At 42.1% G+C, this 17121-nt stretch carries 16 protein-coding genes, 1 tRNA gene and 1 rRNA gene; 2 read left to right on the top strand and 16 right to left on the bottom strand.

Annotated features, from left to right (window positions below):
- Window positions 1-57: 57 nt before the first annotated feature.
- The 7 genes from QOZ98_RS17900 to groES form a co-directional block, all read right to left on the bottom strand.
- Window positions 58-1521: a glycoside hydrolase family 32 protein gene (locus QOZ98_RS17900; protein ID WP_308788637.1), complete on the bottom strand. Its 1464-nt coding sequence runs from the start codon at window positions 1519-1521 to the stop codon at window positions 58-60.
- Between the two features lie 14 nt (window positions 1522-1535).
- Window positions 1536-3137, bottom strand: coding sequence for an extracellular solute-binding protein (locus QOZ98_RS17895; RefSeq protein WP_308788636.1), 1602 nt, complete (start codon window positions 3135-3137; stop codon window positions 1536-1538).
- 18 nt (window positions 3138-3155) lie between these two features.
- Window positions 3156-4052: a carbohydrate ABC transporter permease gene (locus tag QOZ98_RS17890; protein ID WP_142829069.1), complete on the bottom strand. Its 897-nt coding sequence runs from the start codon at window positions 4050-4052 to the stop codon at window positions 3156-3158.
- Window positions 4053-4067: 15 nt separating this feature from the next.
- The gene (locus tag QOZ98_RS17885; protein ID WP_308788635.1) at window positions 4068-5015 is read right to left on the bottom strand and encodes an ABC transporter permease; all 948 of its coding nucleotides are present in this window, start codon (window positions 5013-5015) and stop codon (window positions 4068-4070) included.
- A 232-nt stretch (window positions 5016-5247) separates the two neighbouring features.
- Window positions 5248-6231 carry a LacI family DNA-binding transcriptional regulator gene (locus QOZ98_RS17880; protein ID WP_308788634.1) on the bottom strand — a complete coding sequence of 328 codons (984 nt, stop codon included), beginning with the start codon at window positions 6229-6231 and terminating at the stop codon, window positions 5248-5250.
- A 531-nt stretch (window positions 6232-6762) separates the two neighbouring features.
- Entirely contained in the window at window positions 6763-8394 is a 1632-nt protein-coding gene (groL, locus tag QOZ98_RS17875) for a chaperonin GroEL (protein ID WP_308788633.1), read from the bottom strand.
- A gap of 31 nt (window positions 8395-8425) precedes the next feature.
- A complete protein-coding gene (gene groES, locus QOZ98_RS17870; RefSeq protein ID WP_006831533.1) occupies window positions 8426-8710 on the bottom strand; it encodes a co-chaperone GroES in 285 nt (94 codons plus the stop codon).
- A gap of 336 nt (window positions 8711-9046) precedes the next feature.
- Here groES and QOZ98_RS17865 point away from each other — a divergent pair, with 336 nt between their 5' ends.
- The gene (locus QOZ98_RS17865; protein ID WP_308788632.1) at window positions 9047-9862 is read left to right on the top strand and encodes a CPBP family intramembrane glutamic endopeptidase; all 816 of its coding nucleotides are present in this window, start codon (window positions 9047-9049) and stop codon (window positions 9860-9862) included.
- Window positions 9863-10028: 166 nt separating this feature from the next.
- Here QOZ98_RS17865 and tatC read toward each other — a convergent pair whose 3' ends face one another.
- The 3 genes from tatC to QOZ98_RS17850 all read right to left on the bottom strand — a co-directional run bounded on the left by tatC (window position 10029) and on the right by QOZ98_RS17850 (window position 11729).
- On the bottom strand, window positions 10029-10793 hold the full coding sequence (gene tatC / locus QOZ98_RS17860) for a twin-arginine translocase subunit TatC (RefSeq protein WP_308788631.1): 765 nt from the start codon (window positions 10791-10793) through the stop codon (window positions 10029-10031).
- Between the two features lie 12 nt (window positions 10794-10805).
- A complete protein-coding gene (locus tag QOZ98_RS17855; protein ID WP_142829004.1) occupies window positions 10806-11006 on the bottom strand; it encodes a twin-arginine translocase TatA/TatE family subunit in 201 nt (66 codons plus the stop codon).
- Between the two features lie 90 nt (window positions 11007-11096).
- Window positions 11097-11729, bottom strand: a complete 633-nt coding sequence (locus tag QOZ98_RS17850; RefSeq protein ID WP_308788630.1) for a redox-sensing transcriptional repressor Rex — start codon at window positions 11727-11729, stop codon at window positions 11097-11099.
- Window positions 11730-11861: 132 nt separating this feature from the next.
- Here QOZ98_RS17850 and QOZ98_RS17845 point away from each other — a divergent pair, with 132 nt between their 5' ends.
- Complete coding sequence (locus QOZ98_RS17845) at window positions 11862-13796, top strand: ABC-F family ATP-binding cassette domain-containing protein (protein ID WP_308788629.1); 1935 nt, start codon at window positions 11862-11864, stop codon at window positions 13794-13796.
- A gap of 377 nt (window positions 13797-14173) precedes the next feature.
- Here the strand turns inward: QOZ98_RS17845 and tsaD are convergent, their stop codons facing one another.
- From tsaD to rrf, 6 genes are all read right to left on the bottom strand, one after another.
- Complete coding sequence (tsaD, locus tag QOZ98_RS17840) at window positions 14174-15193, bottom strand: tRNA (adenosine(37)-N6)-threonylcarbamoyltransferase complex transferase subunit TsaD (RefSeq protein WP_308788628.1); 1020 nt, start codon at window positions 15191-15193, stop codon at window positions 14174-14176.
- Window positions 15186-15641: a ribosomal protein S18-alanine N-acetyltransferase gene (rimI, locus tag QOZ98_RS17835; protein WP_308788627.1), complete on the bottom strand. Its 456-nt coding sequence runs from the start codon at window positions 15639-15641 to the stop codon at window positions 15186-15188. Before rimI ends, tsaD begins: the two co-directional genes overlap by 8 nt.
- The gene (gene tsaB, locus QOZ98_RS17830; RefSeq protein ID WP_308788626.1) at window positions 15638-16333 is read right to left on the bottom strand and encodes a tRNA (adenosine(37)-N6)-threonylcarbamoyltransferase complex dimerization subunit type 1 TsaB; all 696 of its coding nucleotides are present in this window, start codon (window positions 16331-16333) and stop codon (window positions 15638-15640) included. Before tsaB ends, rimI begins: the two co-directional genes overlap by 4 nt.
- Window positions 16330-16782 (bottom strand): tRNA (adenosine(37)-N6)-threonylcarbamoyltransferase complex ATPase subunit type 1 TsaE, encoded by a 453-nt coding sequence (gene tsaE / locus QOZ98_RS17825; RefSeq protein ID WP_308788625.1) that lies wholly within the window; start codon window positions 16780-16782, stop codon window positions 16330-16332. The genes tsaB and tsaE overlap by 4 nt, the downstream gene beginning before the upstream one ends.
- Window positions 16783-16936: 154 nt before the next feature.
- Window positions 16937-17009 (bottom strand) — tRNA-Asp (locus QOZ98_RS17820).
- Window positions 17010-17024: 15 nt separating this feature from the next.
- Window positions 17025-17121, bottom strand: a 5S ribosomal RNA gene (gene rrf / locus QOZ98_RS17815); the annotation flags it as partial.

Here is a 17121-nt window from a genome sequence, read left to right as displayed (position 1 = left end):
GAAACAATCAAATGCTTCCTCTTTTCTAAGTAACTAAACAATATTAAACTTCACATTTTATAATGTTGCATTTTTTGCAGGAATTGCAACATAACCATTCTTAACGGTCATATTTCCACCCTTACTATAAAGTGTTATGCTTTCACAGGTTTCGTCAGGATATACTAAACTCGTTATAGCATAAGCGCCATCATCGATAAAGATTTCTATCGAACATTTATCAATAATCACCCGTAGTTGAACATGATTTCTCTCGCTCATTTTAAGTTCTTGATCCGTTGAAAACATATCGGAAAATTCCACATTTCCAGAATTTCTTCTATTCAATAATATAACGTGATTTAGTGCATCATACTCGATAGTGGTGGTGTGTGCTGTCGTATGATTCAATGTAACACCAAATTGATCCGCATCATTCTTTATATCCAGGAATAAGTCTACATATCGCTCATTCACTTCAATTCTCTTAGGGTTAGAAGGTTCTACTTCATAGTTTTGAATATCTACAGTTCTTTCAAAATAAGAAGTTAGTTCTTCCACAGGGTATTGAATGACTTTATATTTCCCTTCTATGTTCCGAAGACGGAGCTCTCTTGGAATCGTCATCTGATTTCTCCATCCATCCGTAGGCACCACATTGGCATATCTCCAGTTGCTCATCCATCCCAGATAAATCCGACGCCCATCCTCCTCCGGGATATCTGAAAAGCTTACACCAGCATAATTGTCTCTCCCATAGTCTAGCCACCTGATGTCATCATGTTCTGATGTGAAGACAGACCCATTAAAAGCACCAACAAAATACTGTGTGCGCGAGCCCATGTTTGATATTCCATTATCACCGATACTGACGATCAAAATCCACTTTTCTTCTTCTGTATCTTCTGCTTTTAATTTAAATAGATCAGGACATTCCCAAACCCCATCATGGGAACCTACATTATCACCAAACTCACTTTCAAACTCCCAATCTATTAAATTTAATGAAGAATAAAAAGAAATAGTTTGGCTAGTAGCTAATGACATAATCCATTTCTCTGTTTTCTCATCATAAAAGACCTTGGGATCTCGGAAATCACTTTTTGACGCATGAGAAAGTACAGGATTACCCTCATATTTAACCCAAGTTCGTCCATTGTCTTTACTATACGCCAGACTTTGCGTTTGTTTTTGTACGATTTCAGCACTAGCTTCCTGATGGTGCGTAAAAATAGCTACTAAACCTGGCTCATCCGGAAAGAATCCTGTCGTATTATTCCAATCCACCACGGTACTTCCAGAAAAAATAGTTCCGTGCTCATCCGGATATAATGCTATTTCAAGCTCTTCCCAGGCAATCAAGTCCTTGCTGACAGCATGTCCCCAGTGCATTGGGCCCCAAATATTTTCATTGGGATTGTGTTGGTAAAACAAATGATATTCACCTTTAAAATATACTAATCCATTTGGATCGTTTAACCAATTTTTTTTCGTTGTAAAGTGCAAACTAGGTCTGTATTGTAGTATTTCCTGTTTTGTCAATTAGTTCTCCTCCATTACTTAGCAGTACGGTCATAACCTTTTTGTTTAATTTCCAGCCATTCCTGTAAACCAAGACGATCCAGCTCCTCCAGGTATTGGTCCCATTCTTCCTCTACAGTTCCCTTTCCAATCCATTCGGCTTTTTTCCGCTGAATATATGGCAATAAGTCTGCTTCTATTGTAGAAAGACGCTCTAATTCTTCTAAGCTGAAAAATACTTTCGGATATATATTTTCCGCTTTCATATGCGGAACCATGACTTCTTTCATTAAATCCAATCTCTCGGCAGCATCATCTGGCTTTGTCGTGATTTCCCCATAATAACTGTCCAGTATTGCCAATGGTCCTCCAACGGAAGTTCTCTCTCTTAATTCAACAGGTGCAGTTCCTTCTAGACTAAGATGTTTTAACATATTTTGCTCTTCATCAAATTCAAAGATATTTTGCATGTCTTCATCTCCATAAGTACCCCAGTTGTTTTGTACAGATTGATGAGGATCATAGAATTCATCAACCCATTTTGCCGTTAATTCAAGATTTTGGTTGGCACCTGTAACAACCATTTTCGAACGATCAAAACCCATCCCATTTGTTCTGGCAACATTTTTTTGCCCATCCGGACCTTCTAAAGGCGGCATAAGCGCATAATCGTCATTCGATCCTGAAATATTTGCTTTATCCCAGGTAAAATACATACCGTAGCGGCCTTCTTGGCCTTTAGCTACATAAGTAGACCAGTCCTGTTCAAAGGCTTCGATATCAATTAATTCTTCCTTATGCAGTTCATTCATGAAGTTGATAGCTTCTTTGTATCCTTCATCGCTGGATGTCAATTTAACTTCTCCATCATTAGTTACAACTGTGTGATCCCAATTATCACCCAGACCAAACGAGCCAAATAAGAATCCCGGGTCCTGTCCACCGTCATTTATAATAAATGACATAGGAATTGTTTGTCCGCCACCAGCAAGATCATTCTCTTTAAAGGCGATTAGCACTTCTTTTAATTCCTGAGTTGTTTTAGGCATTTCCAGTCCCAATTCTTCCAGCCATGTTACGTTTATCCATGGGAAATTATCTACTGAGTGAATACTTTCTTTTCCTTGTCCTAGTTCCTCTATCCAAGGGAATGCATAGATATTTCCGTCCGGTGCAGTCATCATTTCCTTATACTCTGGAGCTTTTTCCAGAACTGCTTGCAGATTAGGCATGTGATTTTCTATTAATTCGTTCAGTGGAATAATAGCACCATCGTCTGCCAAATTTAATAATTCATAATCACTATAACCAGCATTGCTAATTGCATCTGGCATATCCCCACTAGTCATTGCCAGATTCCTTTTCTCAGCAAATGTTTCACCTGTAAAGTTTCTCCATTCAATTTGAACATTTGTATTCTCTTCCGATCGCTGATTAATCAACTTTTCATTTGGATCTTCAGGTGCTAGAGGCGAACTTTGTGTCATAACCTTCAGTGTCACTTTTTCTTCTAAAGGAAATGCAATGTCAGAAAGTCCATAATCCTCTGACCAAGTATTCTTATCATTGCCGCTACATCCCGAAATTACTGTTCCGATAATCAGCAGCAATGAAGCTGCTTTCAAAACCTTTTTCATAATAATTCCCCACTTTCTTTATTTTAATGAGCCTACCATTACACCTTTTTCGAAATACTTTTGGAAAAAAGGATACATAATCAATAATGGTAAACTTGAAACTACAATAGAAGAATACTTTATCATTTCTGCAATTTTTTGAATCTCAGCTCTTGCAAGCTGATCTGCAATCATGCCAGGCTGCACTTCATTCTGGATAAGAATTTCACGCAATACCAGCTGTAATGGATAGAGTGATTGATCTTCGAGATAAATCATTGCGTTGAAATAAGAATTCCACTGGCCTATAAAAGCATATAAAGCCAGTACAAAAATAATCGGTTTGGACAGTGGCAAGATAATCTTCAAAAATATTTTGAGATCTGAAGCACCATCAATTCTTGCTGCTTCCTTCAGTTCATTTGGCAATCCTTTAAAATATGTTCTGGAAAGTATTATATTCCACACACTGACGGCCCCTGGTAGTATGATTGCCCACGGTGTATTGATCATACCCAACTCTTTAATCAGTAAATATGTAGGGATCATCCCGCCATTGAAAAACATGGTTACAATAAAGAAAAGCATAAATAACTTTTTTCCAGCTAAATTGTCAACGGATAAAGCGTACCCAGCAAGGATGGAAAACAAAACAGAGACTATAGAGAATCCTCCTGCGTACATAATAGAGTTAAGAAAGCCTCTAACGATAGAACCATCCTCGAATATTCTTATATAACCATCAAGCGTCCAGTCATCAGGATTAAGTGATATACCTTTTGTCAGCAAGACATTCGGACTCAGAAAGGAGCCAAACAAAACATACAAAAGTGGAGCAGTAATAATGAGCACAATTAAAATTAAAATGATTTTGTTAATTAAGAGGAGCATTCTATCTGTTTTCGAATTATTTACAAGGTCAATTTTAGATTTCATTGATTGTGCTCCTTTCTAGTAAAGTGTTTCACCATTTAACTTTTTGACAACAGTATTAGCAATTACCAGTAGAAGCAAACTAATAACAGAATTAAACAATCCTACAGCAGCTCCAAATGACCAATCTCCTGCCTGAAGTCCTCTTTTGTATACATAGGTATCAATAATCTCTGAAGCAGGCAAGTTCATGTCAGTTTGAAGTAAATACGCTTTTTCAAAACCAACTCCCATAATTCCGCCAATTGCCAAAATAAATAGGACGGCTATAGTCGGTTTAAGAACTTGAAGATCAATATGAATGATTCTTTGTAAAAGTGAAGCACCATCAATCGTTGCTGCATCATGAAGCTGCGGATCAACATTCGAAAGTGCAGCAACATAGATAATTGATGAAAAACCTGCAACCTGCCAGACACTGGATGCAATGAATACACTTCTGAAATAAGCCGGATCTGTCATAAAGGCAACGGGCTCATCCATAAATAAAGTCAAAAATTCATTAATCGGTCCTGCTGGTGATAAAAAGATAAAGAGCATCCCCGATATGACTACTGTTGAAAGAAAATACGGCGCATAAATAATTAATTGAACATTTTTTTTAACTTTAGCCCTTCTCAGCTGATTTAACATCAGCGCCAAAATAATAGGAATTGGAAACCCGATAAGAAGTTCGAAGGCACTTAATTTTATCGTATTCATGAATATTTGCTGAAAGTTGGGAGATTGCAAAAAATTAATGAAATGATCGAAACCAATCCATTCACTTCCCATAATCCCTTTAATAGGACTGAAATCTTTAAATGCAATTGTAACCCCATACATTGGTATGTAATTAAATATAAATACTAAGACAACAGCTGGTACTAAAAACAAATATAAGACGAAATTTTTTTTAATGTAGTTTTTTCGGCTCTCTTTATTTTTTGTTGCTTGAATGGTTTTCTCTGATACTATTCTAGCCATGATATCCTCCCCCTCCTTAGGCTCCATTAATAAAACGCATTCTATGATTCCATTAACCACTATTAAGTTAACGCTTTCATAGGAGTGTAAAGATACAAAACGTCTATTTTTATAAACATGTCAACCGGTTGACATGTTGTCTTATAAATCTGATTATAGTTAAATTCCCTTTTCATGTCAACCGGTTGACATGAAAAAACAAAAAATTTAAAATATTGACTAATCATGCTTTTTATGTTGTTTCACTTTCGATTAACTTTACTGGTAGCTTCCATTCAATTTTTGATTCCGTCTCACCATTAATTTGTTTCAGTAACAGTTGAACTGCTAAATCTGCAATTTCCTTTACTGGCTGCTGAATCGTACTTAGTTCCGGCAACAGCATTCTGGTTATTTCTGAGCCATCATAGCCGATCACTTTCAAATCAGCAGGTATATTTATGTTCCTTCTTTTTGCTTCTTTCATCACACTTGATGCTATAAGGTCATCACTTGCAAAAATACCATCAATATTTGGGTTCTCATTAAAAATAGTTTCTATAACATTTTCACCTATTACATAACTCTGGGGATAATATTCATTTTCTTTCATTACGTCTTCATAAGCTTCTCTTCTTAAATTTGCAGGAGTTTCCAAAGAAGGAGAACCGTTAATATGAATAATTTTTTTACAACCTTTATCAATTAATAATTGAGTAGCCTTTTTCCCGCCATCATAATTATCACTGGAGACAACCGGAGTATTTTCAGATAAATATCGATCAATACCAACCAATGGGAGTTGCGGGTTGTCATATTCTAGAATCCCTCTGTTATGAGATCCTGCTATAATTCCATCCACCTGGTGTCTTTGCAGCATTTCCAGGTAACTCTTCTCCTTATCTTCACGACCTTCACTGTTGCATAATAATACTTTGTAGCCTAAGGCTTCACTGATATTCTCTAAATGGAAAATCAGTTGTCCATAAAAGGGATTATTTGTAGTTGGAAAAATAAGGCCAATGATAAAGGTCTTATTAATAAAGAGTGACCTAGCTATTTCATTTGGATGATAATTTAACAATTCCATAGCTTCATTTACTTTTTTTCTTGTCTTTTCGCTTATGTACCCCCGATTATTCAACACTCTTGAGACAGTTGTCTTCGAAACACCAGCTTCGTTAGCAACATCATCTAATTTTACTTTTTGATTTACATTTTCGTTTGTATTTTTCACTATTCATCACCTTTACTATCTCTTTGCTAATTCAACTTTATTAACCTATTTGAAATAAATTAGATAAGCCAATCCCGGTGCTATAATACTTGGAAAAATATTTTGCGATTCAAGTGGCATTGCAAGAATAAGTTTCGCTCATTATTCATGTGAACGTATTCATTTCATCATTTTTATATCCTTTGATAAGCACTCCTTAAATAGACCTTACCTTCTTATTCAAAGCTCACAAAACAATGACAGGTTGAAATACTTACATGATAACATGTAATAATAGCCATAAAAATATTTCTTTAAACATAATATCCAAAGAAATGTAACGGTGCAACTTTTTATAAATAGAATTATTCCTTAAATACAACTAACTTTCGGCTTACACTTAAATCGAAGGATAATTTCATTTAAATGAATGAAGATATATTCACAAAACTATCTTCTGATATATAAATGTTGCCTTTCCGTTACTTTTTCATTTAAAAACGAGGTCTGCCATTAGGCAAACCCCATATTATTAATATTATTTAATTGAGCTTACATCATGCCGCCCATGCCGCCCATATCAGGCATTCCGCCCATTGGTGCTGCTGGTTCTGGAATGTCTGCGACAACTGCTTCAGTCGTCAAGAACATGGCTGCAACAGATGCTGCGTTTTGAAGTGCTGAACGCGTAACTTTGGTTGGATCGACGATTCCTTCTTCCACCATGTTGACCCATTGTCCGTTAGCAGCGTTGTAGCCGATGCCAACTTCTTCGGACTTAAGACGGTGAACGATGATCGACCCTTCAAGGCCTGCGTTTGTTGCGATTTGGCGAACTGGCTCTTCAAGTGCACGAAGCACGATGTTGACGCCTGTTGCTACGTCGCCTTCTTGCGTTTCAAGAAGTTCAGCTACTTTGTTGTAGACGTTGACTAGAGCTGTACCACCGCCGGCAACAATTCCTTCTTCTACTGCTGCACGAGTTGAGTTTAATGCATCTTCAATGCGAAGTTTGCGTTCTTTCAACTCAGTTTCCGTAGCTGCTCCGACTTTGATGACTGCAACGCCGCCAGCCAATTTCGCTAAGCGCTCCTGCAATTTCTCTTTGTCGAATTCAGAAGTTGTTTCTTCAAGCTGCGTACGGATCTGTGTTACGCGAGCGACGATGTTTTTCTGGTCGCCGGCACCTTCCACGATGGTTGTGTTTTCTTTCGAAACAACCACTTTTGACGCGCGCCCAAGCTGAGCAATGTTTGTTGTTTTCAATTCAAGACCAAGGTCTTCTGTAATCACTTCTGCGCCCGTAAGTGCAGCGATATCTTCAAGCATTGCTTTGCGGCGGTCACCGAATCCTGGAGCCTTAACAGCTACAGCATTGAACGTTCCGCGCAATTTGTTGACAACCAGTGTTGCCAATGCTTCGCCTTCAACGTCTTCAGCGACGATCAACAATGGCTTGCTTTGCTGAACAACTTGCTCAAGGATTGGCAGGATTTCCTGGATGTTGCCGATTTTCTTGTCTGTAACCAAGATAAACGGGTTCTCAAGAACTGCTTCCATTTTATCTGAATCCGTCACCATGTACGGAGACTGGTATCCACGATCAAACTGCATACCTTCTACAACGTCAAGTTCTGTTGTGAAGCCGCGTGACTCTTCCAATGTGATGACGCCGTCGTTGCCAACGCGCTCCATTGCTTCAGCAATCAGTTTGCCGACTTCTTCGTCGCCGGATGAAATCGCTGCGACTTGTGCAATCGATTCTTTGCCTTCGATCGGCTTGGAAATAGCTTTCAGTTCCGCAAGCGCATTTTCAACGGCCAATTCGATTCCGCGGCGGATGCCGACCGGATTCGCGCCAGCTGTAACGTTTTTCAAACCTTCACGGATCATTGCCTGTGCAAGAACCGTAGCTGTCGTTGTACCGTCACCGGCGATGTCGTTTGTTTTAGAAGCCACTTCCGCAACAAGTTTCGCTCCCATGTTTTCAAAAGCATTTTCCAGTTCGATTTCTTTCGCGATTGTCACACCATCATTGGTGATCAACGGCGAACCGAATTTTTTCTCAAGTACGACGTTGCGCCCTTTTGGCCCAAGCGTCACTTTTACTGCATCTGCTAATTTATCTACGCCTTTCAGCATTAAACTGCGTGCATCTTCACTGAATCGAATATCTTTTGCCATGTTTAGCTTCCTCCTGTGTCGTTGGTTTATTTTAGCCTAAAACTGCTAATATATCGTTTTCACGTAAAATCAAATATTCTTTGCCTTCGTATTTTAATTCAGATCCTGCGTATTTCGAGAAGATGACGCGGTCGCCAGCTTGCACGTCCAATTCTGTGCGCTGCCCGTTTTCACGGATAAGTCCATTTCCTACAGCGATCACATGGCCCTCCTGCGGTTTTTCCTGTGCTGATCCCGGCAAGACGATACCGCTTGACGTTTTTTCTTCCGCTTCGATGAGCTCAATAATTACACGATCTCCTAGTGGTCTTAACAATTGAAACACCCTCCTCAAATTATCTAAATGTTCTCGCTTAGCACTCTCAACCTCTGAGTGCTAACCCAATATCAAGTTTAATAAAATCTTCTGTCTTTTGCAAGCATGAACCATCATGATTTTGATTTCTTTGCGGTTGTCCTTTGAAAGCTCTACAATAGAAGGAGTGCAGATTTACCAGTTTGATTCTTCCTCAACGCTGTTGGTGTGGCTCATGCGCTGCACCAGTAAAACCATCCGTCTCATAGCTTCGTCTAGTCCATAGACGCGACTGCGCAAAGTATTTAGCAAATCTTAAATAGCTAATTCAGCTATAGTAATGAAAGGAATTACATCATGCCTACCAACCAAAAGAAATTTATAGACAACTTTTTAAAAAATGGCAGCTCGTCCAAACCAAAAGCTAAAACAGACAGCGGCTACCGCCCGAAATCCAAAGGCAAAAAAACGCCGTTGTATGTATTATTGATTTTCATTGCCGCACAGCTTTCACCGATCTTGTTTATTGCTCCCTTTTTGAGTTACTTTCAGGGGCAGGGCATGGACCGTGCGACAGCCGGTTCTGCAACTTCAGGCTGGCTGATTTTCCTGACGATGGGCATCGGCCTCCTCATTACCCTCTTCGTCATCTTCCGGGACAAACGCTTTTTTGATATTTGGAAAGGTACGAAATCGTCAGTCTTCATGTCTGTCGTCTGGGGCTTGCTTGGCTTCTTGCTGCTGTTAATTGGGCAATCACTTGCCGCCATGATTGAAATGGCGATTGGCATCGATCCTGGGTCTGAAAACACAGCGTCGCTGGTCACAATTGCTGAAGCAGTGCCGCTCGCCATCGTGGCTATTGTCTTATTCGGCCCGATTCTCGAAGAGTTGGTTTTCCGCCGCGTACTGTTCGGCTCGCTCAACCAAACGACCAATTTCTTTTTCGCGACAGCCATCAGTGCCTTGGTGTTCGCGTTGATCCATTTCGACTTTACGCACTTGCTGCTGTATTTCACTACCGGGTTGATTTTGGCATTTCTCTACCAGAAAACTAAGCGCATCATCACGCCGATCATTGCCCATATCTGTTTGAATGGCTATGTAATGCTCATCCAGCTCAATATGGATACGATTTTGGAATTCCAAAAGCAAATGGAAAATCTGCAATAGGAAAAGCGAAAACGGCCGCTCAGATTCGACAGGTTTAAGGCGAATCAGCGAAGTGGCGTTCTTTGCCACATAGCTGGTTTGGCTTACGTTCCGAGAATTTGGCCGTTGGAGTCTAGACAATAAGAAAAAGCCTTCCACCGAATCCAATCGGCAGAAGGCTTTTTCATTATTCTATTGGCTGTTGCTGCTCTTCAATGATTTGCTGCTGCTCCGCTTTCAGGAACTTGCGGTAGCCGATCTTGGCGATGATGACACTGAATTCGTAAAGGATTATCAACGGAAGCGTCACAATCATGTGTGAGACGATGTCCGGCGGTGTAATGAACGCCGCGATAATCACCAATCCAAGATACGAATACTTGCGGTATTTCGTCATCAGCATCGGTGTAATAATGCCGAGCCTGGTTAGAAACAACATCACTACCGGCAGCTGGAAAATCAATCCGAACGGCAAGGTGATTTGGAACAGAAACTGGAAATATTCGTTGATGCCGATCGTTTCCTGAATATCCATGTTGTCGGAGATACTCAGCATAAATCCGATGACATAAGGAAACAGGATCAAATATGAAAACGCGATGCCTCCCAAAAACAATAGCAGGGAAAACGGAATATAGCTGAGTGTCGCTCTCCGCTCCTTGTCGAGAAGGCCAGGACTGATAAACGCCCAGAACTGATACATGATGAGCGGGGATGTGATAATCAGCGCTAAAATCATGGTGACCTGCATGAAAATTTTCAGCGGATCTGTAATTTTAAATGCGTTCAAGGTAAGATCTCTTGCTTCTTCCGTGTATTGCAAGTATTGAATCAAAGGCTGGGCAATAAAAAAGCTGACAATAAGCGCCAATATAAAGAAAACGACTACAATGGTCAGCCGTTTTCTCAATTCAACTATATGTTCAACTAAAGTCATATCTTTTTCTGTCATCGGACAAACATCCTAACGTATTTCCTTTTGCTCGTCTTTCTTCTTCAGTTCTACTTTTTTATCGTCGTCATCGTCGTCTACAAGTCCTTTTGTGGCGTTTTTGAACTCACGCAGAGACGAGCCGAATGCTTTTCCAAGTTCCGGCAACTTTTTGGGACCGAAAACGAGTAAGGCAACAACACCAATAACGATGATACTCATTGGACCTGGCATATGTGGCACCTCCTGTATTATGGCTCTATTTTACATCATTCGAGCCGGTTTGGCTATTTGGAACGGGCTTGCAAATGTGAAGGTTTTAAGTCAATGCTGCTTAATCTGATAAATCAAACTCTGCAGTTCAACCGACAGATCGATGGTCTGGACACGGATATGGTCGGGCACCGAAATGCGCACCGGTGTAAAATTTAAAATCCCTTTGATATCGGTCTTCGCCAAGCGGTCTGTCACTTCCTGGGCCGATCGCGACGGCACGGTTAAAATGACCAGCTCCACACCATACTCTTTAATTTTCTCTTCAATCTTATCCGGGTGGTACGTATCGATATCACTGATCTTTTCGCCATCCAGCGGACTGTTGGAGTCGAACGCCACAATAATCTTCGTGTTGTGGTTGCGGTGGAAATTATACTTTAGAAATGCACTGCCGAGTCCCCCGACACCGATCAGGGCGACGTTGGTAGCTTCATCCTGATCCAAGGTCTTCCGAAAAAACAGCAGCAGCTCCTGAACGTCATAGCCATAGCCTTTTTTTCCGAGTGCGCCCAAATGTGAAAAATCACGGCGGATGGTAGCAGAATCAATTTTCATCGCTTCACTCAATTCCTGCGAAGAAATCCGTTTCTGTCCGGCATTCGCGAAGTTTTGAAGAAAACGGTAATACAGCGGCAGCCTTTTGGTCGTGGCTTGCGGAATTTTAGATGTCTCGTGTAACATACGCTTTCGCATCCTCCTGAGGTGTTGTCAAATCGCTTTCATCTTACATTAGGAGCCTTGATATGTAAAGGCTTGTGCAATTGCGAACAACCGTCCCATCAGCTACACTTAAAGAGAATAGAGGTGACCTACATGATTGTACTGCAAGTAAACCAAGTCCATAAATCATTTGGCGCGGAAGAAATTCTTTCGGGCGTCAAATTGGAAGTCCAGCACCGTGACCGAGTCGCATTGGTAGGCCGCAACGGCGCTGGAAAATCGACCTTACTGAAAATCATTGCCGGTGAAATGTCCTACGACAGCGGCGACATCAGCATGCCGAAAGATTTGACGATCGGCTATTTGGAACAGCAAACAAATCTCGAATCGGATGCTACCGTCTGGGATGAAATGATGACAATTTTCCATCAGTTCCGCGAACAGGAAGCGACTCTTCGGCGCCTGGAAGCGCAGATGGCTGAACCTGACATATACAATAATCCTGCAGAAAATGACAAGGTCATGAAAGAATACGACCTGTTGCAGCATGAGTTCAAAGATGCAGGCGGCTATCAGTATGAATCGGATACACGGGCTATCCTGCACGGCATGAAATTTTATCCGGACGACTTCGACAAAAAAGTGGTGTCGTTATCAGGCGGGCAGAAAACGCGCTTGATGCTGGCGAAGCATCTGCTCAGCAAGCCCCAGCTGCTGATTCTCGATGAGCCGACCAACCATTTGGACATTGAGACGCTGAGCTGGCTGGAAAACTACTTGAAAAATTACCCGGGTGCTTTGCTGATTGTTTCCCATGACCGCTATTTTCTCGACCAGGTCGTGACGCTGGTTTACGAAGTGTCCCGCCACCGCGTCAAAAAGTATACCGGCAACTACAGCCGCTACTTGGATGAAAAAGCGAAGCAATACGAACTCGACCAAAAGCAATTCGAAAAACAGCAAGGCGAGAAAGCCAAGCTCGAAGATTATGTCCAGCGAAACTTAGCGCGGGCTTCAACGACCAAAATGGCACAAAGCCGCAGAAAAACCCTGCAGAAAACCGATTGGATGGATGCCCCCGACGGCAATGAAAAATCTGCCCGCTTCGGCTTCACTATCGGCAAACAAAGCGGCAACGATGTCTTGAACGTCCAGTCGCTGGAAATCGGTTATACCAGCAAACCGGTTTCCGAAAATATTGCACTCAAATTGTACCGGCAGGAAAGCCTGGCGCTGGTCGGTCCCAACGGCGTCGGCAAATCGACTTTGCTGAAAACCATTATGAAAGAGTTGGAACCGCTCGCAGGTGATATCCATTACGGCACCGGCATCCAGTTTGGCTATTACGACCAGGAACAAGCTAATTTAAAAGGCAATAAGCTGGTGTTGAACGAACTATGGGATGATTACCCCCTTATCAACGAAAAAGACATACGCGGCATCCTGGGACGTTTCCTGTTTACCGGAGATGATGTGCTAAAGCCTGTCTCCACATTATCAGGCGGCGAGAAGGCCCGTGTTGCCCTGGCAAAACTGATGATGCAAAAAGCCAACGTCCTGCTGCTCGATGAGCCGACCAACCATTTGGATCTCGACAGCAAAGAAGTGCTGGAGAATGCATTATTGGACTACCCGGGCACTTTGCTTTTTGTTTCCCATGACCGCTATTTTATGAACCGGATCGCAACAAAAGTCATTGAACTCACACAAGATGGGACGACCGAATATTTGGGGGACTATGATTATTACGTAGAGAAAAAGTTGGAAATCGCTGAACTGAAAGCTCTTGATGAAGCCGGTTCGATTGCTGAAGTGAAAGCTGCTGCTTCCCCCTCTACTTCTCAGATTGATAAAGAAGCAAAAAAGCTGGAACGCCAGCTGGTCCGCCAATCCGAAGAAGTTGAACAGGCGATGGAGAAACTGGATCTGCAGATTGCCGAAATCGAAGACCAATTATGTGAACCGGAAATTTTCCAGGACCACGAACGTGTCCTGCCGCTTCAAAATCAACTGGAAAGTTTGAAATCCGATCACGAACTAACAATGACCCAATGGCTTGAACTGCAGGAAAAAATTGAAAATATTTAATTGGAACCGGCTGTTTGACAGCCGGTTTTTCTATTTCTATATATAGGTCAATAGGAATTTGTAAAATAATTATTTCCACAGATTTCTCCACAATACTTCGCTTGTCTAATCAACTGTCAACAGGCTTATGCACACTATCCACAGATAACTTAAATGTTATCCACATAGTTTTCCACTTATAAGTACACAATATATAGAATTCTCCTCATTTACCCCCTAGTTGTAAACAGTTTATTCACAAATTGTGCATAAGTACAAATGTTCTCTATTGACAGAACAATTATGGTTATCCTTTTAAAGTCTGAATTTTATGTAAAAAAAAGCAAGTAATTTCACACACTTCAGAGGTCCTGAAATAGTGAAAATACTTGCTTCTATTAAATCCATGATGTTAAAGGCATACCTGGTCGTCCATTCATGGCCATATTGCCGTAGAGTCCTTTTTGGTACATGACAGTTCCTGCTGCAGCAATCATTGCCGCATTGTCTGTACATAAAGGCAACGGAGGAATATAAAATGGAATCTCTTTTTCTTTGAATGCTATTTCCAACGAGTGCCGCAATCCTTTGTTCGCTGCGACTCCCCCTGCGGCAATCACTTGACGAACTCCATATTCTTCGGCTGCACGCATCGTTTTCCCAGTGACCACTTCCACTACACTGTTCTGGAACCCGGCTGCCACACTTTCAGGAGCTACGTGTTCCCCGCGCTGTGCGGCATTGTGCATATAGTTCAAAACCGAGGATTTCAATCCACTGAAGCTGAAATCATAAGATCCTTCCTCCAGCCAAATCCGCGGAAACACTACAGCATCGTTACTGGCATGTGCCAACCGATCGATATGCGGACCGCCGGGATAAGGCAAATTCAGCGTACGGGCAACTTTATCATAAGCTTCTCCCGCCGCGTCATCACGTGTTTCACCGATTACGGTAAAATCTCCGTGTTCTTTCATATGGATCAACTCAGTGTGACCACCGGAAATCACCAGGGCAAGAAGCGGAAATTCCATTTCCTGTTCCAACCGGTTTGCGTAAATATGCCCAGCGATATGGTGGACGCCAACCAAAGGCAGTTGGTGCGCAAAGGCAAAAGCTTTTGCTGCGTTGACGCCAATCAGCAAAGCGCCAACTAGACCTGGTCCTTCCGTTACTGCTACTGCATCCAATTGGTGCGGTTCCATTTCCGCCAGCTGCAGCGCTTCTTCAATGACCAAAGTGATTTGTTCCACATGGTGCCTAGAAGCAATCTCTGGGACCACGCCGCCAAAACGTTTATGGCTTTCGATTTGTGAAGCCACCACATTTGAAACGATTTCCTTGCCATTTTTCACAATGGAAGCGGCCGTTTCATCACAGCTTGTTTCAATTCCCAATATATAAATGTCCTTATTCATCAAAATTCACCCACATCACTATGGCATCTTCGTAATTATCCGTATAATACCGCTTACGGATGCCACCATTTTTAAAACCTAACTTCCGATAAAGATTTTGCGCTACGACATTGCTGACACGAGCTTCCAGGGTCATCAATACAGCGCCGTGCGCTTTTGCTGCATCAATTGCCGCCTGCATCAAGCCTTCACCGAGTTTTTTGCCTCGCTGTTCCGGATGGATGGCGATGTTCGTGACATGCGCTTCGTCTATCACCAGCCACATGCCACAGTATCCCACGATGCCCTCATCTGTTTCGGCTATCACGTAATAGGCATGCTCATTGCTGATCATTTCATAGTAAAAAGCGTCTTTCGTCCAAGGCAGGCTAAACGACAAACTCTCTATTTCGTAGACCACTTCGATGTCCGCGATCGTCATCTTTCTATACCTGACTGTTTCATTCATAAGGTTTGGCCTTCTTGCGCTTTATTGTAATTAGCTTCTGCTTCTGTAATGCGTCGATACTCAGGAACAGCATGGTGAACATCACTTTCCAGAGTATCTTGTGCCAGCAAAATCAGATTTGATGCGCGTGGCAGCCGGTTTTGGACTCCACTGAAATGAGCAGCCTCACCCAGTATTTCAATAATTAAAGCTTCATGCAGCGCCACATCAACTCCGGTAAATAATATAGGCAGCCCGAGTTCTTTGGCTTTCAATAGGAAGCTCTTCACATCACTATGCTGATCGGCAGTCACTGGCTCCAGACTGACTCCCTCGTACAAACCAATAAAGGCTGTACCACGGCGAGCGTCCATAATGGGGCAAACAAGCCCATCAAATCCCTGTCCATTTGCAGCCAGAACTTTTAAGCTGGAAACAGGATGCAGCGGAATTTTCAGCGACCACGCCAAAGTTTTGGCGATCGTCAGGCCAATGCGTACGCCCGTATAAGAACCCGGGCCTTCCGCTACTGCAATATGCGTCAAATCGGCAGGCAGTACTTTGGCTTTTTTCATCATTTCCTCTATTGCCGGCATAGCCGTCAGTGAGTGATTGATTTTTAGATTGGATGTTTCTTCTATTAAGACCACACCATCCTCTATTAGCGCAATTGCCAATGGAGAATTTGAGGTATCGATTCCAAGATAGATCATAAGTTTAGCTCCCTGCAAAGTTTTTCATAGCGTCTGCCAATTGGATGCAGTGTGATTTTGCGCGCTTCTTCAGACTGCCGATTAATTGTGATATTTAAGCGCTCTTTTGGCAGGTACTCTTCTATAAATGTTGCCCATTCAATCACAGATACCGCTTCACTGCTGAAAAACTCGTCAAACCCGATATCTTCATCACTGTTCTCTAGACGATAGACATCGAAATGATTCAATTCCAGGCGGCCGGAATATTGCTTTAAGATGGTGAAAGTCGGACTGTTGACCATCCGTTGAATTCCCAGTCCTTTTGCTATGCCTTTGGTAAAGGTTGTTTTGCCGGCACCCAAGTCGCCTTCCAATGTTATCAGATCCCGCGGTTCCAATAATTCTGCCAGTTCGGCCGCAAAAGATTCGGTTTCCTCTGGCGAGTTCAGCGTAATTGTATAAGTCATTTTTCACGTCACCTCGATTGAGTCTTTACATAGTTTAGCGAAATTGCTGTGGTAAATCAAAATATATCGTTTTCGTTCGTCCAGTTGGTTTTATTTTTAATGAAGAACAAAAAAAATAAACACAGCAAGGTCGCTGTGTTCATCATCAAAATTACGGTCCCGACCGGGATCGAACCGGCGATCTCCTGCGTGACAGGCAGGCATGTTAACCGCTACACCACGGGACCAAAAAAAAAAAAATAGACCAGCGACGTCTTACTCTCACAGGGGGAGACCCCCAACTACCATCAGCGCAAAAGAGCTTAACTGCCGTGTTCGGGATGGGAACGGGTGTGGCCT

Source organism: Planomicrobium stackebrandtii (assembly GCF_030814955.1).
Lineage (GTDB): Bacteria > Bacillota > Bacilli > Bacillales_A > Planococcaceae > Planococcus > Planococcus stackebrandtii.
This window is presented reverse-complemented; position numbering and strand designations above follow the sequence as displayed.